The organism is Aerosakkonema funiforme FACHB-1375, assembly GCF_014696265.1.
GTDB classification, from domain to species: domain Bacteria; phylum Cyanobacteriota; class Cyanobacteriia; order Cyanobacteriales; family Aerosakkonemataceae; genus Aerosakkonema; species Aerosakkonema funiforme_A.
Map to the genome: position 1 here is coordinate 1 of NZ_JACJPW010000094.1, position 21,230 is coordinate 21,230.

The following is a 21,230-nucleotide window of genomic DNA, read 5'->3' on the forward strand; positions in this document are numbered from 1 at the left end:
ACGCTCTTCCGATCTGCAGATCGATCGAGAGTTTGAGAGCCAAATGTGTGAGAACTTCAGAAGAACAGTTGTCGCCATCCTCCATGCGCTCTTGGTATTTGTTCGTAAAAGTATCTATATAATCTCCCAGCAGGGCAGCTTGATGGGGTTTTTGGTTTTGCTCGGTTAGCTGTTCCAGGAGGGCGACGGCGCGACGGATGAGCTCTTGGTGTTGTTTGGCTAGGTGACAGATAATCAAAACTAGCGATCGCGCTTCCTCTACATCCAACTTTTTACGTCCTCCCTGGCTTTTGCGTAAGGGACTGGACTGGCGCAAACGCCACAAGGAAACTCGATCGGCAACGATTGACTCTAAATTCAGCTGCGCCGCAGCTGCGAGTATTGTTTCCGAACCAATTCCCGCTAATGCTTCTAGAGCTAGCAAAACTAAATCCAGCTGGGCTTTGATATTATCCAACTGCGTAGGGTCTGGCGAGGTATTTAGAGTTAAATCCTCCCAGTTAGGGGTTGGCTTAGCGGACAATGCTTTCGAGCGCATACCTTCAGAATAAAAGAGAAGACAGCCGATCGTCTGTCAGTTACAAGTTCTGATACAGGAGAGTGCCTAAGTTGAACGGATTTTCTAGGCTAAATGGGGATTGCTAATTGGGCAATTGGGTATAGAACATAGGGTATTGGCAATTTGCGATCTGTTGATTTTCCTCTCCTGGGCTCTCCTGCTGCCAAGTTCCTCTGTCACACATATTTAAGTTAAATGCACCATACCTTATTTAGATCGATTTATCGAAAAATTGGGTTGAAAACCCCCTCGTTCTACGACGGCTTTCGGTAAAATTGAACGCCAGCGGAACACAAGATGTAGTTGTGGCATACGAACTTACTCGCTGGATAAAGACTAATGCCACCAATCCGAATGGGTTGCCCCAATGCCTCACTGCCCTCTAAAAAAAATATGGCATAGGTGGGAAAAAATAGAAATTAAATACCGTAGGGCATACGGAAATTCACGCTTGGGGAGTAGTCCTTGCATAGTGCTTGCTGTAAAAGGTGTAGTCGGACTAGATATGAAACTGTAAGACCAAAGCTAAGTTTACTTAGTGGAGGCATGATTCAGCCCAAGAATCTTCGTACCTTTAGGTCGAGGAGTTTCAAGGTTCATCCCAAAGAGGGATAACTATGAACCGCGAACCGGGAACAAAGCCATTCAGGTGATAATTCGGATACTGCCGCTTTGGCCTTAAAATCTTAAAATACTGTAAAGCCCTTTGCGTCCGGCGTCCGTTCGACCTCAATTCACCTCAATCGAATCATTATGGCTATTGGCTATCTCGCTCTTGTACTTCACGCCCACCTGCCCTTTGTCCGACATCCCGAAAGTGACTATGTGCTGGAAGAAGAGTGGCTTTATGAAGCCATTACCGAAACCTACATTCCCCTATTGCGGATGTTTGAGGGATTGAAACGAGACGGGGTTGAGTTCAAAATGACTATGAGCCTGACACCTCCTTTGGTGTCAATGCTACGAGATCCGCTGTTGCAAGAGCGCTACGATGCCCACTTAACTAAGATGGAAGAACTGGCCGAAAAGGAAATTCTGCACAATCAGCATCACGGTCATCTTCGTTACCTATCGGAATTTTACGCTCAAGAATTTCACGAAACTCGCAAGGTTTGGGAAAGCTATAACTGCGATTTGGTTGGGGCTTTTAAACAATATTTAGATAGTAACAACCTAGAAATCATCACCTGTGGTGCTACCCACGGCTATCTGCCACTGATGAAAATGTACCCGCAGGCTGTTTGGGCACAAATTAAGGTAGCCTGCGAACACTATGAGGAAAACTTTGGACGCCCTCCTAAAGGAATTTGGTTGCCGGAGTGCGCTTACTATAACGGATTGGAGCGGATGCTAGCTGATGCCGGTCTGCGCTATTTCCTGATTGACGGTCATGGGGTTCTCTACGGTAGCCCCCGCCCCAGCTTTGGCACTTATGCTCCTGTTTATACTGAGGCAGGTATCGCTGCTTTCGGTCGCGATCACGAATCGGCACATCAAGTTTGGTCTACTCAACTGGGGTATCCGGGAGACCCGGAGTATCGTGAGTTTTATAAGGATTTAGGTTGGGAAGCGGAATACGAATACATTAAACCCTACATTATGCCCAACGGGCAACGCAAAAATATTGGGATCAAGTACCACAAAATCACCGCTAGGGGTATGGGCTTGGCGGAAAAAGCTCTTTACGACCCGTATTGGGCGCGGGAAAAGGCGGTAGAACACGCAGGCAATTTTATGTATAACAGGCAGCAGCAAGTACAGCATCTCTACAAAGCTATGCAGCGGCCTCCCATTATTGTCTGTCCTTATGATGCGGAGTTATTCGGTCACTGGTGGTTTGAAGGGCCTTGGTTCCTCGATTTTCTGTTCCGCAAGTCCTGGTACGATCAAAAAACTTACGCGGTGACTCATTTGGCAGACTATCTCCGCATTCACCCGAAACAACAAGTCTGCCGTCTGGCACAGTCGAGCTGGGGTTATAAGGGATTCCACGAGTATTGGCTCAACGATACTAATTCCTGGATTTATCCGTATTTGCACAAGACGGCAGAACGAATGATCGAGTTAGCTGCTAGGGAACCGGTGGACGAATTGGAGTGGCGTGCGCTGAATCAGGCGGCGCGAGAATTGCTGCTTGCCCAGTCTTCTGATTGGGCGTTTATTATGAGGACTGGTACGATGGTACCTTATGCGGTACGCCGGACGCGATCGCATTTGATGCGTTTCAATAAGCTATACGAGGATATTAAGGCCAGCAAAGTTGACAGCGGTTGGCTGGGAAAAGTTGAGGCAATTGACAATATCTTTCCGAATATTAACTATCGCATTTATCGCTCCATGTGAAGTTTTGTGAATTTATAGTTCAAAAAGGACAGGCAATATGCCTGTCCCCAAAAAATTATTTTGTCGATCGCGTGTCAAGTCAAACCTAGAAGTTCATCTCGGCGGCTTGCACTTTCTCGATTTGTTTCTTCTTCAGCACCAGTAAAACTTGGCTGAGCATGATGCCGGCGAAGAACAGCATCAGCCACTTAATCCGCGAGGCGCTTTGCAAGACGATTTCGGTGTCAGCCTGACCGAATCCACCCACATTGGGGTTTACGGTTAAGGCTTCGCCTGCGGTTACGGGTTGACCTTCAGTAACGATCAATTCTGGGCCGGCGGGAATCGTATCGACGACGGTTTCGCCTGCTTCGGTTTTAATTGTTACTTGATAGCCGCCATCTTCAGCTTTGGCAATCTGAGTGATGGTACCGGCGGCGGAAGCGTTAAATAGGTTGTTGTTGGTGCGATCGCCGGTGGGGTAAACTTGACCGCGACCTCGGTTGCCACCCACATGAACGGCGTATTTGCCATAGTGGATGTTTTTGTCGGTTTCGGGATTGGGGGAAAGAACTGGGAAGACAATTTCTTGATATTGCTCGCCCGGTAGAGGCCCGACGATAATTACGTTATCCTGACCTTCTTTGTAGGTTTGGTAATACAGATCCCCGATTTTTTCTTTCATTTCCTCCGGAATGCGGTCTTCCGGGGCAATTTTGAAGCCTTCGGGCAACATCAGGACAGCACCGACGTTCAAGCCGCCTTTGGAACCGTCACCGATTACCTGCTGCACGCTGGTGTCGTAGGGAACTTTGACGACGGCTTCAAATACTGTGTCGGGGAGGACGGATTGGGGTACTTCAACTTTGGTGGTTTTAGCAGCCAGGTGACAGTTGGCGCAAACAATCCGCCCTGTGGGTTCGCGGGGCGTTTCGGGGGCGGTTTCCTGTGCCCAGAAGGGGTAGGCGGCAGCTGGCTTTGGAAGTGCTAAATCGCTGGCGAAGAAGAGGGTAAAGGTTGCGATCGCCAGCAGTGCTATTTTGGTAATCGCCCACTTACTGCTGGAGCGTATCGCCGATAAACAAACTTTTTTCATCTGTAATAACAACGATTCCGTGACCAATGTCAATTCAATAGGTATGCTCTCTGAGCAAGTCAATTTGAGATTTTGGATTTTTGATTGAATCTAAAATCTCAAATCTAAAATCTAAAATCGCTTACGCCCACCAGGGTTCTTCGCCGGTGCGGAAGTCAGTTTCTGTCCAAGGTGTCAAGACGAGTTTGTCGTCTTGAACGTTGGCGTGAACGAGTGCGAGCGATCGCGGTGCTGGCCCGCGCACTACCTTTCCGGTGCTGTCATACTGAGAACCGTGGCAAGGACACTTAAATTTGTTCTCGGCGACGTTCCAGGGTACGACGCAGCCCAAGTGGGTGCAGATGGCGTTGATTCCATAATCGGCTATGGCTTTGTCTTCTTTCACCACAATGTAAGTGGGGTCGCCTTTGAGTCCTTGGGCGAGGGTGCGCGAGCCCGGATTATGAGTGGTCAAAAACTCACTCACTACGATCTCGGCACCGAGAGCGTCTTTGGCGGTGACGCCACCACCACCTCCACCACTAGATGGGGGGATAAAGTATTTGACTACCGGATAGAGGGCTCCCAGTGCCGTTCCCGTGATGGTGCCAAATGTTAGCAAATTCATAAACTGACGACGCCCCATATCGGGTGCGTCAGCAGATCCCGAAACTTGAGCCATAACTTATGCTTGAGTGTGTATCTTTGTCAAGATTTCTGAGTTTAACCTCAGATTTTTCCCACCATGCGTCGCGAACGTGCAATCTGCCGCTCCCTGGCAAGGTCTCAAAAATGCTTTGAGAAACTGGTTTACAACTATCTCAGGGGTATTATTACATTTTTTGACACTCGTCTCATAATCTAGAGGCACGTTGTCTCGATCGCGAAAATTTTACATGGTTTGGACTATGACCGGACAAGACTTACGCCAAATATTAGTAGATAAGTGGGGATACTCTTACGATGTGCAAGTGCGGCGCATTCAGGGGAAGATTTTTGTGCAGATTATGTGGAAATATCTGGAACAGGCATCTTTTCCGCTTTCAGAGGCCGAATATATGGCGCATCTAGATACTATTGCCAGTTATGTTGAGGCTTGGGGTGCTAGGGCGCAGGTGCAACAATATATTGTGCAGACGCGGGAGCGCCCCCGACTCGGTAAGGCGGTGAGCATTCCGATTGATTTGGGCGATCGCTCTTCGGAGTGGATAATATAAGATTTCTGTCCTCTACACAATTGTCTATGCAAGTTGAATGGCAAACTGCTAAAACCTACGAAGATATTCTTTACCACAAAACGGACGGTATCGCGAAAATTACTATTAATCGTCCCCACAAACGCAATGCCTTTCGTCCCAAAACTGTTTTTGAACTTTACGATGCTTTTGCCGATGCCCGCGAAGATACGAATATCGGTGTAGTGCTTTTTACTGGTGCTGGGCCTCACACGGATGGTAAGTACGCTTTCTGTGCTGGCGGTGACCAAAGCGTGCGGGGAACGGCTGGCTATGTGGACGATGCTGGTGTACCGCGCCTGAATGTGTTGGATTTACAGCGACTGATTCGCACGATGCCGAAGGTGGTGATTGCCTTGGTGGCTGGATATGCGATCGGCGGCGGTCACGTACTGCACATTTTGTGCGATTTGACAATAGCTGCTGAGAATGCAATTTTCGGTCAAACGGGGCCGAAAGTAGGTAGCTTTGATGGTGGATTTGGTGCTAGTTATTTAGCCAGAATTGTCGGGCAGAAAAAGGCACGAGAAATTTGGTATTTGTGTCGGCAATATGATGCCAAACAAGCTTTAGAAATGGGTTTGGTTAATTGCGTGGTGCCAGTGGAGGAGTTGGAAGAGGAAGGGATTAAATGGGCGAGAGAAATATTAGAAAAAAGTCCGATCGCAATTCGCTGTTTGAAAGCTGCTTTTAATGCCGATTGTGACGGACAAGCAGGTTTGCAAGAGTTGGCGGGAAATGCAACTTTACTGTATTACATGACAGAGGAAGGTGCAGAGGGGAAACAAGCGTTTTTAGAGAAACGGAAACCGGATTTTCGCCAGTATCCTTGGTTACCTTGACCTCTCCCTAGCCCCCTCTCCTCGCAGGAGAGGGGGGAGAAGAGAGTTGTCTCTGTTATTTGAGCCAAATCACTGATATGCAGTGATCCTACTCATTTATAACTGGGTAGCAGTTGTATATGATATCCGCAACTTGCTCAACTCCTAAAATCCTCAGTATGAGCTATTGCTTGAATCCTGATACCAAAGATTGCCAGAAACCTGAAAATCCCGATAATACAAGGTTTTGCCAAAGCTGTGGCTCAAAGTTACGACTCAAAGACCGTTACCGTGCTATCAAGGTACTGGGGAAAGGGGGTTTTGGGAAAACGTTTCTAGCAGTGGATGAACATAATGGAGATAAATGCGTAATTAAGCAGCTTTTAGTTCCTCCTGAAGTTCAAAACAATCCGGCTCAACTACAGACTTATATTAGGCTCTTTGAGCGAGAAGCAAAACAACTGGCTGAACTAGGCATTCATCCTCAAATTCCGACTCTGTTTGACTACCTGGAACAAGGACTTGAGAAAGCTAATCAGTCGGCTTATTTGCAAAGCCAAAAATATTTATACTTAATACAAGAATTTATTGAAGGACAGGACTTACTGGAAGAATTAACCCAACAAGGAGCTTTCAATGAAAAACAGATTCGGGAATTTTTAAAAGAGCTTCTGCCAGTCCTCAAGTTTATTCATGATAAAAATGTTATTCATCGGGATATTAAGCCTCAGAATATAATGCGTCGAAAGAGCGATCGCCAATTGGTGCTGATCGACTTTGGCATTGCGAAGGAATTCACAACAACTTATTCTGGTCAAGCAGGTACAACAGTTAGCGTATTGGTAGGTACGCCTGGATATGCACCAAAAGAACAAGTACAGTATGGAAAAGTTTATCCGGCTACTGACCTTTATAGTTTAGCTGCTAGTTGTATTCATTTATTGACGAGAATTCCTCCTCATAATCTCTACGATCCTCAGCAGGATTACTGGATATGGCGACAGCATCTAGCAAAACCGATTAGTTCTCACTTGGGACAAATTTTAGACAAACTTCTTAAAGAGTCAGTAAGAGAACGATATCAATCAGCAGATGAGGTAATTAAAGAATTTATACCAGAAGTTCGATTAAGCCAATCTAGTTTGACATTTACAGCCACAAAAATAAATCAAATACTAACTCAAACAATTAAAATTACTAACTCTATTCCTGACACCCTGCTAGAGGGTAGATGGGAAGTAGCACCGCATCCCAACGATCCACCACATACGCCAAATACCCATGCTTGGATTTCATTTTCACCTGCTCAGTTTGCGAGTGATCAAATTGATTGCAAAATTACTGTAGATACTAGCAAATTGCAGGCAGATCAAGCTGGTGAGAGGCAAATTTTATTGCATACGAATTCATCGCCAAATACTTATATTTTAACGGTTAAAGTTCAAACGGCTCCACTGCCTATTGCCAATAAACAATTGCCTTATGGTTCCCTATCTGTGCTGTTTGTAACTTGTTTTGGGGTAGCTTGGGTTGGGGCTTTAGCTTGGGGTATGCCTGGGGCAGCGTTTGGGGCTGGCATTGGGGCTTTGATTGGGGTTTTTGCTGGGGCTGTTACTGAAGCTTCGATTGATGGCGGATTGGGATTTGGACTTGGGGCTCTAGCTGGATATTCGACTAAAAGCGGTAAGGGAAGCTCTGTGGTTGAGTTGGTGGTTGGGATGATGGCAGGATCTGTAGCTGGAAGCATCTGTGGGCTGATAGGGTCGAGTCTAGCTTTGGCGAAGGGAGATGTCCCCTTTTTTATGGCGTTGGTTTGGATTGTAGTTGTGAGTGTGGTTGGGTTTATAGCTGGTTTGGTGGCTAGAACTATCGCTAAAAATTTAGTAACTGAATGGTTTGTTGTGGTTATCTCAATACTAACAGTGGGGTTAGGAATTAGCTTAGGAATTGGCTTTATAGTTGGATTTTTGAATCTGTTAATAATATTGGCACTAGCAGGAACAGGTTTACCATTAGCTACAATGATTTTTTATCCCATTTTAAGACGACGTAGGCTCATTGTTAAATATCAACAGTCTCAGCAACATTTGATTAAGCCATAACCACAAGTAGCGAAAGGAAAATTCGGGATGAAAAAACGTAAGCTACTTGAAAAAGTTCTATCTGGATCGAAAAATATCCAGTTTAATGAAATGGTGACACTGATTGAAGCCTTTGGGTTTCGTCTATCGCGCATCAATGGCAGCCATCACATCTTTAGCCATCCTGAAATTCCAGAAATAGTTAATATTCAAAATAAGAAAGGTAAAATAACACCATACCAAGTCCGCCAATTTTTGTTACTGATAGAACAGTATAATCTTCAACTGGAGGATGAAACAGAGTAACTATGAAAGATTATCACATCAATGTATTCTATAGTGAAGAGGATGAAGGTTACATTGCGGATATACCTGACTTAAAATACTGTTCTGCTTTTGGCGAAACACCAGAGGAAGCTGTGCGGGAAGTCCTAATTGCGAAAGCTGTATGGCTGGAAACCGCGAAAGTTGAAGGAAAACCGATTCCCCTGCCTAGATATCGACCAGCTATATACCAAGTGGGAATATAAAATTATCTTGGAACTTACTATGACTCAAGAACCTCCCCTTCCCGATCCAGAGAAAGTGAAGCAAACTGTTACTAGAATGCGCGAAGTCTGCCGCCAATTTGATAATCTCAATTTAGCACTTGATGAACTGATTGCCCAAATAGAAGCGGATATTCGGAATAGTTCGTTAACTTCTTACCGTTTGGGAAGAATGAAACCTGTTACTAAATCGGATAAATAATGAAAGTCGATCGCATGGTGCTGTATTCGCGATCGCGTATGGGAAACTGGTTTTTTTGTTGTATATTTCGATATTTTGTGACGGAAATGAAGAAACGCATTTTATGGGATTAGTTTGATTTCTAAGTTATCTCATATACCGAGTTTTAACATACTCTTTTATCACGCTATTCAAGCTGAAAAAAGTTGTTTTGCCCTCCTCTTTCCCCTCGATTAATAACCGCCTTCCTAGCGATCGCATTACATTCACTAAATCCGATACCGATAATTCTCCTATCTTTAAAATATCCGGTAAAACAACCGGTTGACTTTCCTTAGCCAACTGAGTTATTACTGCTATTTCCTGCTGTGTTAAACGCTGAAATTGTTGGTCTAGTTGCGCTTGTAAAGATTCATCCAATATTGGCGCATCGCATTGCAGGAAATCAGAAACACTACCTGCAAATATCTCTTCGATCGCGCTGGCGGTCAATTCTAACCAGAGAGGATTGCCTTGGTAGATATCAATCAATGTTTCCCAAGTTTCTTCATCTGATAATTTACGCTCTTTCAGTATTTCTTTTGCTGCTAATCCCAAACTGCCTAAGACGAATGTCCGCACGTAATTATTAGCTTTTTCTAACTTGGCAATTTCTCTAGGTTTCTCCCAACTATTGAGTAACAAACAACTGTTGTGATTGACTTCGGCAATTAATTTAAAAAATAACTGATAATCTTCATATCCAGTTTGATATTGACCCGCGAGTTGTCCGCTAGCAAAAAGCATTTGTAGGTCATCGAATATAATTAAACAGCGATGCTGGCGTAGATAGTTGAGGAGTTGGGATATTTGCGTTTCGATGTTCTGGGGAATGTCTGCTTCGTGGGGGAAGATTTGCAGCAGATTGGTGAGTGTTGCGTTGAGTGTTGGGGAAAAGCGAAGACTGCGATAAATAATGTAATCGAAATTGGTTTTGATTTGTTCTATTAGTCGTAATGAAAGGGTAGTTTTGCCAATTCCGCTGATTCCGAGAAGTGCGATAAGACGAGTGCGATCGCATATTATCCAGTTTACCAGGGTAGCGAGTTCGGTAGTGCGATCGTAGAAACTGAAGATTTCCGGCGCGTCGCCTAAGTCGATGTGGGGTTGAGTTGGGGTTTTTTGGGGGTTTTGGGGAGAGGAGGACGATCGATGTTTATCTGTAAAAATATTAATATTATTAATTGTTGGATTATTTTGGCAACCTTTTGAATCTATCTGGGAAAAATTTTTGCTTCTTATGTTTTTGAATATACTTTTAAAATTAGCTTTAGTAACTTTTTCACCTAATACTGAGGAGAGAAGATTCCATAATTCATGTCCGACATTTTTAACATGACTTTCACTAAAACCATTATCCTTAGCAATTTCTGAGTAGGTTTGACCTTGGATAGTACCTTTTAATACAGTTTTTTGCAAACGATCTAAATGTTTTCCGGTTTTGGAAAAGATTAGATTATTTGCCAGTTCTAAGATTTCCGCAATATCCATACACCCAATAAATACTAAATTGAACCTTATTATACCATAGTTTTCGTACCTTTCGTACTTTTCATACTTTGACTGGGTGACGAAATGCCGTACTTTTCATACGGTAAAGTAGCGATCGCTTGTTTAGGATCGGATTGTTTACTGGTATAAAGCCGCTATGTTGCGGCACAAGCAAGCCAAATAAACATCAAACATGAAATTTGAAATAGTCAAAGATAAAAAAGACCCTAGTACCAAAGATGAGCCAAGTAGTTTGCTCGAAACGCCTCAATGGACATTAGGTGAAATAGCCTTGTCAAAAAGTACATTTGAGCAAATTGAAGAAATGATTGCTTATGTAAAAAATCGAGAAAAGTTATTGTATGAATGGGAGTTTAATCGTTTTCTCAAGACAGGTAACGGTTTAAGTATCAACTTTTTTGGCCCACCAGGTACTGGTAAAAGCATTACAGCTGAAGCCATTGCCCAAAAATTAGGAACTAATATCATCAAAGTCAACTATGGTGAGTTAGAATCCGAATTGGTAGGTGGTACATCCAAAAATTTATCAAAAGTTTTCAAACTAGCCGAGGAGAATAAGAGTTTATTATTTTTTGATGAAGCTGATGCAGTTTTAAGTAAAAGGATTTCTAACTTATCGCAAGCAGCCGATCATGGTGTAAACTCTGCCAAAAGCACACTATTAACACTGATGGATAAATTTAATGGTGTGATAATTTTTGCCACTAACTTATTTGAAAACTATGATGCGGCTTTTTTAAGGAGGATCATATTTAATGTAGAGTTTCCTGTACCTGATCGGGAAATGAGAATTCAATTGTGGGAATTCCATTTATCTAAAAATGTTCCCCGAAACATCAGTTACGAGAGGGCAGCGGAAATCAGCGAGGGTTTATGTGGTGGTGATATTAGAAATATCACGATTAAACTGGGACTGAAATTGCTAGTAGGCAAAACAAAGGCTATTGATGAGACAGTCATCAATGAGGAAATCAATAAATATAAAACTATCAAACTGCGTCACCAAAAAATTAATTTAGCGGAAGCAGTTGTGATAGAGGAAGAAAACACTTCAGATTTAAAGGAGGAATAAATCATGCCTATCGATCCTATAACTTGGACGATTATTATAGGTAGTTTTTTAGCTGGTGCTACTGTTGGTTACTTTTGGGATGAACTCAGAGCCTGGGCTACCCGTGTAATAGGATATCTACTAGCTCGGATAAACCGAGCTATTGAGGTGACTTCAGATGCTATTGTTTACTTAGTTAGAGAGGGCAAACGCTATTACAAGAAAGTTGAAATGTTTTCTAGAAATATCTATACCAAAGTTACCAGTCTTCTATCAGATAAAAAAGAAATTTATCAGGGTGATATTCCTGAAGACTTAAACAAGCAACTTGAGTACAAATCAAAGTTGGAGTTAGGGCGAGCATCTACTTAAAACCCTAGAGAGAGGTAGCTTACCTTACGTCAAGGATCAAGATTTTTTTGATTATTTTGGTAGGATTAATATGTCAGATCAAAAAAGATATGTAACATATGGGATAGAGATAGCGAGAGAAGACATTCCTCAAGATGTGCTATGGGAACTTGAAAGAAGAGCAAGAAAAGCACTTCCACCAAAGTTTGAAGAAGTTTCCATTTCAGATAATGATATTCCTCAAAAAGAACTAGAATGTCTACTCAAAAAAGAAAAACATAAAATCCTGTAAAATAATTATGGAGAAGATTAATATGTCAGAATCAGAAAGTTTAGGGCACAAGTTTTGGAAAATATTCGATACCGTAAAAAATGCGGGTGAAAAGATATCACAAGCATTGCAGGAAAATGTTGCTGATATTGACACATTTAATAGTATCCAGAGGGAAACTTTAAATTTTGATTTACTGGAGGAGGATATTAAAGGCATTCACAGAAGAATTGAACAAGATGGATATTCTGTGTTAGGAAGCCGTCTAATTCTTGATGACAAACAAGAATTGATTGAAATTAAAACCTATAGCCAAAAAGGAGAAAAAAGCTTTGTCAATACTGTGAGTGCTAAAGTAAAGCGCGTGATAAATATTCCGGCTAATATTCTAGATGAAATGAAAAGTAAGGGGCGCGTTGAATTAAGTTTGAAGCCTGATAATTGATGTAATCTTTACTTTCATGTAAAATATAGCGATCGCACATTTCCATCATACCCCAAATGCGATCGCACATTTCCATCTTACCCAAATGCGAGATCGCACATTTCCATCTTACCCCCAAAATGCGATCGCACCTAAAAACTCAACTACTCATCAATAGTATTAGCAGAACTAAACTCGATCGGACGTTTGAGAATTTGACCGACAACTCCGTACCGATCCCCTGTTAATCCATCAAGTTCGTGTTCGATATCTTCCAACCAGCCAAGTTTACTTGTCCACTTCCCATTAGGTAATTGTCTGGCTGCATGAGTTGGAATACCATTAGAGTCAACATATATAGCTATTTTCTGATATCCAGTTTCTAATATTTCATTATCATCTGGTTCATATCCTAGCGTTTGATAAGCTTGAATATAAGCTTCTAGAGTCTCTTCTTGAGGAACGCCATCAGGCCAATAAAATTGCTCTCCCGGTATAGGTTGCCACCAGCGATCGTCCTCTTCTACAGCCCATGCAAAACAGTTATATTCCTCTGACTTTGGACTGGTAACTTGATAATCAGTGCGAGACAAATTAGGCCATTTAATTTCAAGTTCAGGTCTTCTATACATTTTATTCGATCGCGTAGCCTTGGTTTCTACCCCACTCTATCCAAGCTGATGCCATCTGCTTGACTCTTCCTCTTTGTTCTGGCTTGATAGGATTTTCGCCTGTAATTGCACTCAACGCTGCTAACCAGTAAAGCGGATTTTTTTTCAGTTCTGACAGCAACAGGGGCACGATTTTGGTTCCCATACTAATAATTTCCTGATAATAAGGATGCTGAGACATTTGGGCAGTAGAGGACATTCCAGCAACTTCATTTTCCCATTGCTTAGCAAGGGCATAAAACTTATCTACTATTTCTGGGTCAAGTTCGGCATTTTTGCTGATATTTGGGGGAGAAACTTCTCTCTGTGCGAGCAAGTTATCCAAGCTTATTAAGAGCAAATCTTCTATCGATACATTGAGGTCAGCGGCGACTTTTTGTAGCTTGTGCAAACGCTCATCTGAAATGGCAATTGTGATAGTATTCATCTGATTTACAAATTAGCCCGTATCTAAAAAAACAATCATTATTTACTGTAAAGTTTATGTCCTGAGATTCGCGCATTATCCATAATTTCTTTGAAATATTCAAAGTAGCTTTCTCTTTGCTTTGATTCTTCTTCCGTAACTTCTTCTTCTATCCAGCCTTTCAGAAGTTTCATTGCCGCCAGATTCTTTTGTAATTGTTCTGCTTCTGTTTTTCCTCTGTGCTTTAAAAAAGGTGTCAAAGAACTACTCATAGTTTTAAAGTGTCCCCTAAAATTTAGGTCTAATATCTAGAATAGCATTTTTACTGTCATTAACTACTGAACCGGAAACCTTATAGCCAAAAGCGATCGCACTTCCGTCTTTCTCAGAATGCGATCGCACTCCCATCTTTCCCCCAAAATGCGATCGCACACTTCCATATTTCTGCCAAAAGCGATCGCCATCTCAAGTTTCTTCACCATCAAACGGGTTAAACAGTGTAAGATCGCCAATCCATTCAAAATCCCCTGTGTTTCTTGTCACCAACGTCCTATCATATACCAAAGCTGTTGCTGCAATAATAGCATCCCCAAGTGTCATTCTCCTCATCTGTCTTAGTGTCACCGATCGAGCGAGTACAGCTTGTGAAATAGGGAGAACCTCCACAATGCGAAAAAATTCCTCAAAGTATAGCCTAGACTCTTCAGTTAGCCGGTGGTAGCCAAGGACTTCAACGTAACTTAATGCTGATACTGCTATGTCATTTTCGCCGATAAACTGCCTAATATGCGGGTATTCTGCCTGCGAAGCATAGATAATAATATTGCTATCAATTAACATTATTCATCCCTACTCGCAAGTGGACGATCTTGGCGCAAATCTCGCTGCCATTCCGCTGGATCGTTAACACTAGCAAAAGCATTAGTATCGGCAATTTTTTGTAAAATTTCAACGACTTTTTGACGGCGTATATCGGCGCTTAAGCTTGAATCTTCTTCTAATAAAGTAACGTAAACTTTGACCGGGCGCTCGCTTTCTTTTGGAGCTTCGTTAGCCCACTCTAAAATGTTTCCTTTCAGTACAGCCTCAAATGTTTTTAGCATAAATAGTTGAATGTTTTGTTAGTTATAATAGATATTCTACTATAAGCGATCTTCTATGTCCAGCTATATCTACCGGAGCGATCGCACTTCCGTCTTTCCCAGAATGCGATCGCACATATTCTACTTATCTTTATAAAAGAGCAAGTCGATGGATTACACCAACTGAAGCATCCTCGACAATTATTTCTTGTAGTTGTTCACCCAAAACTTGCGAAGCATCAAGGATTTCTAATCCAGCTAGTTTGCCATCAGCACTGTAATCAGCAATAATATCTTCTGTCAGTTCTCGATTTTCGGCTGTCCCCGGCGCTAATGGCAGTAACTCTATATAGAGTGCATCAACTTCTGGATCGTAGTGGATATTCATAGTTTTCTTCCTTCTAGTTGAAATAATAAACGTTTACTGTTTAAAACTTAAAACTCGCATTAATAAACCTCACGGCGATGAGCAATAATAGCTACAACTACCACTTGTTGTTCATCATTAATTGCATAAACTACCCGGTAATCTCCAACTCGATATCTATAATATCCAGCTAAATCACCTTTAAGTGGCTTAATATTTGGATGATTGCGAGGATTAATTTTCAGCATCTCGAAGCATCGATCTAACTTACGTTGCAATTGAGCCGATGCTGCTTCAAAAAACTCCTGTGCGTCAGAACTGATTGCGACTGTATATAAATCAGTATTTTCGTTTGAGTTGGTCAACGGGAATCACCTTACCTGCTGCTATATTTTTTTTGGCTTTGGCAAAAGCTTCTTGAAAACCAGGAATTTGCAATAATTCTTCCGTGGCTTCATTACTTTCACGCTCTACTAAATAAGCTAAAAAGTCAACAGCCACAAGGAGTCTTTCTGGCGACAGTTGCTCTACATATTCCTTTGCTTGCTGACGAATTTCTGTAGTATTCATAGTTACTCAACGACATCATCTATAAAATATTGTAGCTGCAAATATCTCTGGGAGACTATACCGATATTAGTTACAGGTAGTTAAGATCGATTGCAATTAAACTTGGCTGGGTAAATCTAACACGATTAACAACATCCGCTTTCTAAGCAAGAAACCCGGTTTTTTTAGAAAAACCGGGTTTCTCGAACAGATCGAAACTAGCTTGGTGGGCATTGCCCACCCTACTTTTTTAAGTGGATGGGACGAGTCGCTTACGCAGGGATTCGGCGCGGCGCTTAGCAGTGGAATTGTTGGGTTCGTACTTCAAAGCTTCGTCGTAAGTTTGCAGTGCTTGTGCGGTTAACTTCTTTTTCTCGTAGGCATGACCTAAATTGTTGAGTGCAGTGGGATAATTTGGTTGGAGTTTTAGGGCTTCTTTGTAGTTGCGAATTGCCGCGTCGTATTGCTCTTGAGCAAAGTAGGCAAAGCCCAATCCGTTGTAAATGAGGGCAGTATTTTGGGGTGCTTCCTCTTCGGCGGCTTTAAGTGCCCTTTGGAAGACTTGGACGGACTGAGAGAACAGCTTTTTATCGAGATAAATGCTGCCCAATTCGTAATACTCTTGAGCAGTGCCTTTCTCGTTTTTCAGCTTGTTTTGCAGGCGTGTAAGTGTGGTTTCAACTTTGCGAGTTTTGAAGACTTGCTGAAAAATCAACCAAGCGGTTCCAGATAGCAGTACGAGCAATATAGAGATATAAACAATGGGAAGCTGGCTTTGCATAGGTTTTTAAAGCGGGAATTTTCAGTGTTGGGTGTTGAATGCTGAGTGCTGAGTGGGAATTTTTGGTTTTGTAGAAAACTCAAAACACATTCCTCACATCTCAAAACTTTATTTTAAGGTATCCCAAGGCAGTCCCCAATAGATAGCTCGTTGCTGTAACCAACCGTCGGATCTCCAGCGATCGATCGCCCGATTGACCCGCCGCCGCAATTCATCGTACTGCAATCCCTTGGGCATTACTACAGCTAGGGGTTCGGCGGAAAGCAGGGTTGGTACTAAGCGATATTGGGGATATTCCTGTACCCAACCGGTGAGGATGCTGACATCGGCGGCAAAGGCAACTGCGCCGCCAGCTTCGAGGAGCGATCGCGCTTCTTCATAGGATGCCACACCGACGAGCTGGGCGGCGGGTAACTGATACCGCAGTTTGGGGATGGTGCTGGAACCGAACAGAACGGCAATTTTCGCTTGCCGAATATCATCGAGCTGTTGCACTGTGGCATCTTTTGTCACCAAGGCGATGCCATCAAAATAGTAGGGTGGGCTAAAGTTAACTAAGCGGGCGCGGGGTTCGGTGGCCGTAACTCTGGCAATGGTAAGATCGACTTTGCCCCGCAACACAACGTCAAGGCGATCGCGATTTGCCACTGGCTCGAACTTGACGGCATCGGAACGCCCCAACAATTCTGCTGCCAAACCTCGTGCCAAGTCAATTTCTAACCCTTGCAGGTTGCCTGTCGCATCCCGAAAACCCATAGGACGCAAGTTATCTTTTACACCAACAATTAAGTAGCCCCGTTCCTGAATTTCTTTGAGTTCGGCGGCATTGCTGGCAAAAGGCAAAAGTGTTCCCAGGCACAGCCAGGGAACTAGGTAAAAAGGCAAAACAAAGAGCAGATTTTTCAATCCTTTTTTTTGACTTTTGACTTTTGACTTTTGACTTTTATTTAGCTTTGGAAGCCAATTCGACAACTTTGCCGAAACTCTCCGGATCGAGGATGGCGAGTTGGGCGAGCATTTTGCGATTGAGTTCGATGTTGGCTTTTTTGAGGTTGCCCATCAGTTGGCTGTAGCTGACGCCGTGCAGATGCGCGGCGGCGTTGATGCGGGTGATCCAGAGACGGCGGAAATCGCGCTTGCGTTTTTTGCGATCGCGATAGGAATTCCGCAACGCCTTCATTACTTGTTGATTGGCTGTGCGAAACAGCGTGGAGTGGGAACCGCGAAATCCTTTCGCCAGTTTGAGAACTTTCTTGCGACGTTTGCGAGCAACGTTACCGCGTTTTACTCTTGTCATATCGATTTTGGATGAGAGGATTTTAGATTTTGGATTACTTGTGTAGGTGCATTAGGCAAACTTAGTGCAGCGTAACGCACCGCCAGGAGTCCCTAGAGATAGGGGAGCATCAGGCGCACGTTTTCTTCGTCTCTTTCGTCCACAACTGCTGGGTTAGATAGATGACGTTTCCGCTTGGCGCTTTTGTGCTGTAGCAAGTGGTTCTTAAAAGAGTGGCGGCGCATGATTTTGCCGCTTCCGGTTGCTCTGAACCGCTTTGCCGCCGATTTGCGAGTTTTGACTTTTGGCATGGGCTGACCTTTCTCGGACACGATCTATTATGCTACCATAAGCTTTATCTGTAATCAAGTAGATTCGAGTAATTGTAACAGATAGATATTCACAACTATAATAATTTAATTTTATTCACCGAAAAAAGGGGTTTCAACGTTCCCATTTCAAAGGGAATCATCAAAAAATTTTTCCAAATATTGTGGAGACGTTTCATGAGACGTCTCTACAATGTTCAAGGCGGAACTAATCCTCTCATCTAAAATCCTCTCATCCAAAATCCAGTGACCTATTACCAGTGAGAAAAAAATGGATGTACCTACAATTGTTAATGTTGCCATAGGTTTAATTTTTATTTATCTGATTTTGAGTTTGCTCACTTCAGAAATTCAGGAAGCGATCGCGACTTTTCGCGAGTGGAGAGCCAAGCAACTCAAAAATTCTATCAGAACTCTTTTGAATAAAAACCTGACGGAGCAATTCTACGCTCACGATTTAATTAAATCTCTGAATCAGGCAGGTCACAAAAGAAATTCTGTTGGCCCATCTTATATCCCTTCAGAAATGTTTGCCTATGCTTTAGTAGATATTTTAAATTTATATTTCAAAGGTTCGCAAAGCATTGCAGCTGTTGAAACAAAAATAACTAGCTCGGATTTGCCGCCCAAATTAAAAGATATTTTGTCTGCTTTTGCGAAAAAAATTCAAAATCAAGACCGGGGGATAGAACCGGCAATTCAAGATTTACAACATGAAATCGCAACTTGGTTCGATGAAACGATGGCGCGAGCATCGGGAGTATACAAACGCAATGCGAAAGGGGTATCTTTCTTGATTGGATTAGCGGTTGCAGTTATGGCTAACGCCGATACGGTTTACCTGATGCAAAGATTATACAAAGATGAAGTATTGCGCTCGACTGTGAGTCAAGTTAGCGAGGAAATATTGGCGAGAAATTCGGATGCGATCGTACAATGTTTAAATACTGCGAAAGACCAAGCAAGTAAGGATAAATGTTTGCTACCTTTGCGAGAAAATGTTCATACAGCTTTAAATGATATCTCATCGTTACCAATAGGCTGGAATATCGGTAACCCCTTAAAGCAATTGCAAGAACAGCAATCGATTGCGCCGATGGGGAATTGGGACTGGCGAGGTATAGTTAAAGTAATTTGGGGCTGGATTTTAACGGCTGTTGCTATTTCTATGGGGGCACCATTTTGGTTTGAGATCCTAAACAAAGTGGTTAATGTCAGGAACGCGGGAAGGAAGCCTAAGTCTACTTCTAATTAGTTTGATAAAGCTTGTAGCGATCGAGCATATTTTGAAGAAAAACACTTATCCAAACATAAGGAGATGCAAAAATGGCGAACAAATCAGTTGCAGTTAAGGAGAAGAAAGAGCAAGCAAGCAAGAAGCTAACTGGAACGGCAAAAAGCTGGCTCGTATCTGCTCATGTTGCTTCCGGATCGATTTGGTTTGGGACAGCTTTAAGTATGGTTTTGATTGGGTTGAGTAACCTTCACACCCAGAACGGAGATGAACTTTACGCGATTAATTCTGTTGTGAAGTTGCTGGATGATTTTGTGGTAATTCCGGCAGCGATCGCTTCTTCTGTAACAGGAGCATTACTTTGCTGGTTAACTGTTTGGGGATTCTTTAAATTTTACTGGGTAATTGTGAAGTGGATCGCCACAACTGTGCTGATTACCTTCGGTACATTCTGGCTTGGCCCTTGGACAAATGCTATGACGGCGATTTCTGACGCCGAAAGAATCAAAGCGCTTACGAATCCGCTGTTTATGTTTGATATCAAAGCGGTAATTACTGGTGGAAGTATTCAGACTTTTTGCCTGTTAGCGATTATTGCTATTTCGATTATCAAACCTTGGGGAAGACGGGATATGAAAGATAAAACTAAAGAAAAGCAAGCTGCTGGCGCTGCTTAATATCGATTTGATGGCGATCGCATCTGGAAAGTAAGGCAAAAAGAGTGCGATCGCCACATATCTAAAGTACGCGATAAGATAATTTCAGATATAACTAGCGAAGTCAGAAGGATGTCTTTCAGCAATACCGAATATAAATATGTAGATCTGGACGATCGCAATACCTATTAAGCAATTTTCTGCTAATATGAGTTAAACACCTCAGTAGGAGAATATATGGCTGAAATTACCATAGAGGAAAGCAAACTAAAAGAGCTGCTGAAAACAGCGCTGGTTGAGGTACTTTCTGAGCAAAAAGAGGTCTTCTCTGATTTATTGGCAGAAATCGTAGAAGACATAGCCTTAGAAAAGGCTATTAGAGAAGGTGAAAATACCGAGCCAGTCAGCCGAGATGCTATTTTCAAGCTTTTGGAAGGTAAAGGATGAACGTAGAGTTCAGAAAAAGCTTTGAGAAAGATTTGGGTAATCTGCGGAATGAAGCATTACTGCAAAGGATTAAGGCGGTAATTGAAGAAGTCGAGAGCGCCGAAAATCTGGGCAATCTGAGCAATATTAAAAAAGTCAAAGCGGACGGTGACTATTATCGCATTAGAGTAGGAGAATATAGAATCGGTATCGCAGTAAATGAGGGTACGGTCATTTTTGTGAGAGTCCTGCACAGAAAAGAAGTGTACAGGTACTTTCCATAATTTGTGTATAGATGTATATTCCAGTTAACCAATCTTTCCCAACCCTTGCAAAACATTTTCAGCAGTTGTCGTCCAGCCCACAATACCGCCTTGAGCGCGAATCATTTCAATTGTAGCTTGTTTGAATTCGGGAAAATAACTTTCGGTCGCATCTTCTATTAGCAAAGACTCAAATCCTCGGTCGTTAGCTTCGCGCATGGTTGTCTGCACGCAAACTTCCGTTGTCACTCCAGCAAATAGCAGATGAGTGATGCCTTTATCGCGCAATAAATATTCTAAATCGGTATGATAAAAAGCGCCCTTACCCGGTTTGGTAATTACCGTTTCACCAGGTAAAGGTGAAAGTTCGGAAATAATGGCATTACCGGGTTCTCCTAACACTAAAATACGTCCCAAAGGGCCTACATCGCCGATTTTCAATTTGCCTTTGCCTCGGTTAAGCTTGGCGGGAGGACAGTCGGAAAGATCCGGTTTGTGACATTCGATCGTGTGGATAATGGGAAGATGGCGATCGCGAAAAGCATCCAATAACTTCCTCACTGTGGGTACAATGCTTTGGAGCCTAGTAACATCGTTACCCAAAGCTTCGCCAAAACCCCCAGGTTCGAGAAAATCTCGCTGCATATCGATGACAATTAACGCCACCTTAGTTGCATCTGGCAGTTCATAATCATAAGGTTGGGCAGAAATAAAAATCAT

General features: G+C 42.7%; 33 protein-coding genes. 15 read left to right on the forward strand and 18 right to left on the reverse strand.

Translation table 11 applies throughout. The annotated features are described in order from the left end of the window. A partial coding sequence (locus H6G03_RS27665) for a DUF3038 domain-containing protein (RefSeq protein ID WP_190471766.1) occupies positions 1-538 on the reverse strand: 538 nt, incomplete at its 3' end. 774 nt (positions 539-1,312) lie between these two features. Between H6G03_RS27665 and H6G03_RS27670 the strand changes: the two genes are divergently transcribed. Beyond that, positions 1,313-2,902 (forward strand): glycoside hydrolase family 57 protein, encoded by a 1,590-nt coding sequence (locus tag H6G03_RS27670; protein WP_190471769.1) that lies wholly within the window; start codon positions 1,313-1,315, stop codon positions 2,900-2,902. Positions 2,903-2,987: 85 nt separating this feature from the next. Here H6G03_RS27670 and petA read toward each other — a convergent pair whose 3' ends face one another. Both petA and petC read right to left on the reverse strand, forming a co-directional pair. After that, the gene (gene petA, locus H6G03_RS27675) at positions 2,988-3,977 is read right to left on the reverse strand and encodes a cytochrome f (RefSeq protein WP_190471772.1); all 990 of its coding nucleotides are present in this window, start codon (positions 3,975-3,977) and stop codon (positions 2,988-2,990) included. A gap of 121 nt (positions 3,978-4,098) precedes the next feature. After that, entirely contained in the window at positions 4,099-4,638 is a 540-nt protein-coding gene (gene petC, locus H6G03_RS27680) for a cytochrome b6-f complex iron-sulfur subunit (RefSeq protein WP_190471773.1), read from the reverse strand. 226 nt (positions 4,639-4,864) lie between these two features. Here petC and H6G03_RS27685 point away from each other — a divergent pair, with 226 nt between their 5' ends. The 6 genes from H6G03_RS27685 to H6G03_RS27710 all read left to right on the forward strand — a co-directional run bounded on the left by H6G03_RS27685 (position 4,865) and on the right by H6G03_RS27710 (position 8,843). Beyond that, on the forward strand, positions 4,865-5,173 hold the full coding sequence (locus H6G03_RS27685; protein WP_190471874.1) for a DUF3067 family protein: 309 nt from the start codon (positions 4,865-4,867) through the stop codon (positions 5,171-5,173). Between the two features lie 26 nt (positions 5,174-5,199). Next, complete coding sequence (menB, locus tag H6G03_RS27690; RefSeq protein WP_190471776.1) at positions 5,200-6,033, forward strand: 1,4-dihydroxy-2-naphthoyl-CoA synthase; 834 nt, start codon at positions 5,200-5,202, stop codon at positions 6,031-6,033. Between the two features lie 158 nt (positions 6,034-6,191). Then, positions 6,192-8,114: a serine/threonine-protein kinase gene (locus H6G03_RS27695; RefSeq protein ID WP_190471779.1), complete on the forward strand. Its 1,923-nt coding sequence runs from the start codon at positions 6,192-6,194 to the stop codon at positions 8,112-8,114. Between the two features lie 27 nt (positions 8,115-8,141). Further along, complete coding sequence (locus H6G03_RS27700) at positions 8,142-8,399, forward strand: type II toxin-antitoxin system HicA family toxin (protein ID WP_190471780.1); 258 nt, start codon at positions 8,142-8,144, stop codon at positions 8,397-8,399. Between the two features lie 2 nt (positions 8,400-8,401). Further along, on the forward strand, positions 8,402-8,623 hold the full coding sequence (locus tag H6G03_RS27705) for a type II toxin-antitoxin system HicB family antitoxin (RefSeq protein WP_190471782.1): 222 nt from the start codon (positions 8,402-8,404) through the stop codon (positions 8,621-8,623). A gap of 19 nt (positions 8,624-8,642) precedes the next feature. Beyond that, the gene (locus tag H6G03_RS27710) at positions 8,643-8,843 is read left to right on the forward strand and encodes a hypothetical protein (RefSeq protein WP_190471784.1); all 201 of its coding nucleotides are present in this window, start codon (positions 8,643-8,645) and stop codon (positions 8,841-8,843) included. Between the two features lie 126 nt (positions 8,844-8,969). Here the strand turns inward: H6G03_RS27710 and H6G03_RS27715 are convergent, their stop codons facing one another. Next, complete coding sequence (locus H6G03_RS27715; RefSeq protein ID WP_190471786.1) at positions 8,970-10,352, reverse strand: AAA family ATPase; 1,383 nt, start codon at positions 10,350-10,352, stop codon at positions 8,970-8,972. Between the two features lie 193 nt (positions 10,353-10,545). On the opposite strand from H6G03_RS27715, the gene H6G03_RS27720 reads away from it, so the two are divergent. The 4 genes from H6G03_RS27720 to H6G03_RS27735 all read left to right on the forward strand — a co-directional run bounded on the left by H6G03_RS27720 (position 10,546) and on the right by H6G03_RS27735 (position 12,491). Then, positions 10,546-11,445, forward strand: a complete 900-nt coding sequence (locus H6G03_RS27720) for an ATP-binding protein (RefSeq protein ID WP_190471787.1) — start codon at positions 10,546-10,548, stop codon at positions 11,443-11,445. A 3-nt stretch (positions 11,446-11,448) separates the two neighbouring features. Then, the gene (locus H6G03_RS27725) at positions 11,449-11,796 is read left to right on the forward strand and encodes a hypothetical protein (RefSeq protein ID WP_190471789.1); all 348 of its coding nucleotides are present in this window, start codon (positions 11,449-11,451) and stop codon (positions 11,794-11,796) included. A gap of 70 nt (positions 11,797-11,866) precedes the next feature. Beyond that, positions 11,867-12,067 (forward strand): hypothetical protein, encoded by a 201-nt coding sequence (locus tag H6G03_RS27730; protein WP_190471791.1) that lies wholly within the window; start codon positions 11,867-11,869, stop codon positions 12,065-12,067. Between the two features lie 22 nt (positions 12,068-12,089). Then, on the forward strand, positions 12,090-12,491 hold the full coding sequence (locus H6G03_RS27735) for a hypothetical protein (protein WP_190471792.1): 402 nt from the start codon (positions 12,090-12,092) through the stop codon (positions 12,489-12,491). A gap of 143 nt (positions 12,492-12,634) precedes the next feature. Here H6G03_RS27735 and H6G03_RS27740 read toward each other — a convergent pair whose 3' ends face one another. The 13 genes from H6G03_RS27740 to rpmI form a co-directional block, all read right to left on the reverse strand. Further along, the gene (locus H6G03_RS27740; RefSeq protein ID WP_190471795.1) at positions 12,635-13,102 is read right to left on the reverse strand and encodes a DUF7689 domain-containing protein; all 468 of its coding nucleotides are present in this window, start codon (positions 13,100-13,102) and stop codon (positions 12,635-12,637) included. Position 13,103: 1 nt separating this feature from the next. Further along, positions 13,104-13,568 carry a hypothetical protein gene (locus H6G03_RS27745; RefSeq protein WP_190471796.1) on the reverse strand — a complete coding sequence of 155 codons (465 nt, stop codon included), beginning with the start codon at positions 13,566-13,568 and terminating at the stop codon, positions 13,104-13,106. 38 nt (positions 13,569-13,606) lie between these two features. Next, positions 13,607-13,819 (reverse strand): hypothetical protein, encoded by a 213-nt coding sequence (locus tag H6G03_RS27750; protein ID WP_190471798.1) that lies wholly within the window; start codon positions 13,817-13,819, stop codon positions 13,607-13,609. Positions 13,820-13,882: 63 nt separating this feature from the next. Then, positions 13,883-14,029, reverse strand: a complete 147-nt coding sequence (locus tag H6G03_RS27755; RefSeq protein WP_190471799.1) for a hypothetical protein — start codon at positions 14,027-14,029, stop codon at positions 13,883-13,885. Further along, positions 14,013-14,387, reverse strand: a complete 375-nt coding sequence (locus tag H6G03_RS27760; RefSeq protein ID WP_190471812.1) for a type II toxin-antitoxin system VapC family toxin — start codon at positions 14,385-14,387, stop codon at positions 14,013-14,015. The genes H6G03_RS27755 and H6G03_RS27760 overlap by 17 nt, the downstream gene beginning before the upstream one ends. Beyond that, entirely contained in the window at positions 14,387-14,650 is a 264-nt protein-coding gene (locus H6G03_RS27765) for a hypothetical protein (RefSeq protein WP_190471814.1), read from the reverse strand. The genes H6G03_RS27760 and H6G03_RS27765 overlap by 1 nt, the downstream gene beginning before the upstream one ends. Positions 14,651-14,780: 130 nt before the next feature. After that, a complete protein-coding gene (locus H6G03_RS27770; protein WP_190471816.1) occupies positions 14,781-15,017 on the reverse strand; it encodes a DUF2283 domain-containing protein in 237 nt (78 codons plus the stop codon). Between the two features lie 59 nt (positions 15,018-15,076). Beyond that, entirely contained in the window at positions 15,077-15,361 is a 285-nt protein-coding gene (locus tag H6G03_RS38995) for a type II toxin-antitoxin system RelE family toxin (RefSeq protein WP_190471819.1), read from the reverse strand. Then, positions 15,336-15,566, reverse strand: a complete 231-nt coding sequence (locus H6G03_RS27780) for a hypothetical protein (protein WP_190471822.1) — start codon at positions 15,564-15,566, stop codon at positions 15,336-15,338. Before H6G03_RS27780 ends, H6G03_RS38995 begins: the two co-directional genes overlap by 26 nt. Positions 15,567-15,795: 229 nt before the next feature. Next, positions 15,796-16,326, reverse strand: a complete 531-nt coding sequence (locus H6G03_RS27785; protein WP_190471826.1) for a tetratricopeptide repeat protein — start codon at positions 16,324-16,326, stop codon at positions 15,796-15,798. 108 nt (positions 16,327-16,434) lie between these two features. Continuing rightward, on the reverse strand, positions 16,435-17,211 hold the full coding sequence (locus tag H6G03_RS27790; protein WP_456057590.1) for a transporter substrate-binding domain-containing protein: 777 nt from the start codon (positions 17,209-17,211) through the stop codon (positions 16,435-16,437). Between the two features lie 58 nt (positions 17,212-17,269). After that, a complete protein-coding gene (gene rplT / locus H6G03_RS27795; protein ID WP_190471831.1) occupies positions 17,270-17,623 on the reverse strand; it encodes a 50S ribosomal protein L20 in 354 nt (117 codons plus the stop codon). Positions 17,624-17,715: 92 nt separating this feature from the next. Beyond that, the gene (gene rpmI / locus H6G03_RS27800; protein ID WP_190471876.1) at positions 17,716-17,913 is read right to left on the reverse strand and encodes a 50S ribosomal protein L35; all 198 of its coding nucleotides are present in this window, start codon (positions 17,911-17,913) and stop codon (positions 17,716-17,718) included. 289 nt (positions 17,914-18,202) lie between these two features. On the opposite strand from rpmI, the gene H6G03_RS27805 reads away from it, so the two are divergent. The 4 genes from H6G03_RS27805 (at position 18,203) to H6G03_RS27820 (ending at position 20,531) form a co-directional block, all read left to right on the forward strand. Beyond that, entirely contained in the window at positions 18,203-19,186 is a 984-nt protein-coding gene (locus tag H6G03_RS27805) for a hypothetical protein (RefSeq protein WP_190471835.1), read from the forward strand. Between the two features lie 71 nt (positions 19,187-19,257). Further along, entirely contained in the window at positions 19,258-19,842 is a 585-nt protein-coding gene (locus tag H6G03_RS27810; protein WP_190471838.1) for a hypothetical protein, read from the forward strand. A gap of 216 nt (positions 19,843-20,058) precedes the next feature. Continuing rightward, on the forward strand, positions 20,059-20,268 hold the full coding sequence (locus tag H6G03_RS27815) for a hypothetical protein (protein WP_190471841.1): 210 nt from the start codon (positions 20,059-20,061) through the stop codon (positions 20,266-20,268). Then, the gene (locus tag H6G03_RS27820; RefSeq protein ID WP_190471845.1) at positions 20,265-20,531 is read left to right on the forward strand and encodes a type II toxin-antitoxin system RelE family toxin; all 267 of its coding nucleotides are present in this window, start codon (positions 20,265-20,267) and stop codon (positions 20,529-20,531) included. Before H6G03_RS27815 ends, H6G03_RS27820 begins: the two co-directional genes overlap by 4 nt. A gap of 24 nt (positions 20,532-20,555) precedes the next feature. Here the strand turns inward: H6G03_RS27820 and H6G03_RS27825 are convergent, their stop codons facing one another. Then, a complete protein-coding gene (locus tag H6G03_RS27825; protein ID WP_190471848.1) occupies positions 20,556-21,230 on the reverse strand; it encodes a cysteine hydrolase family protein in 675 nt (224 codons plus the stop codon).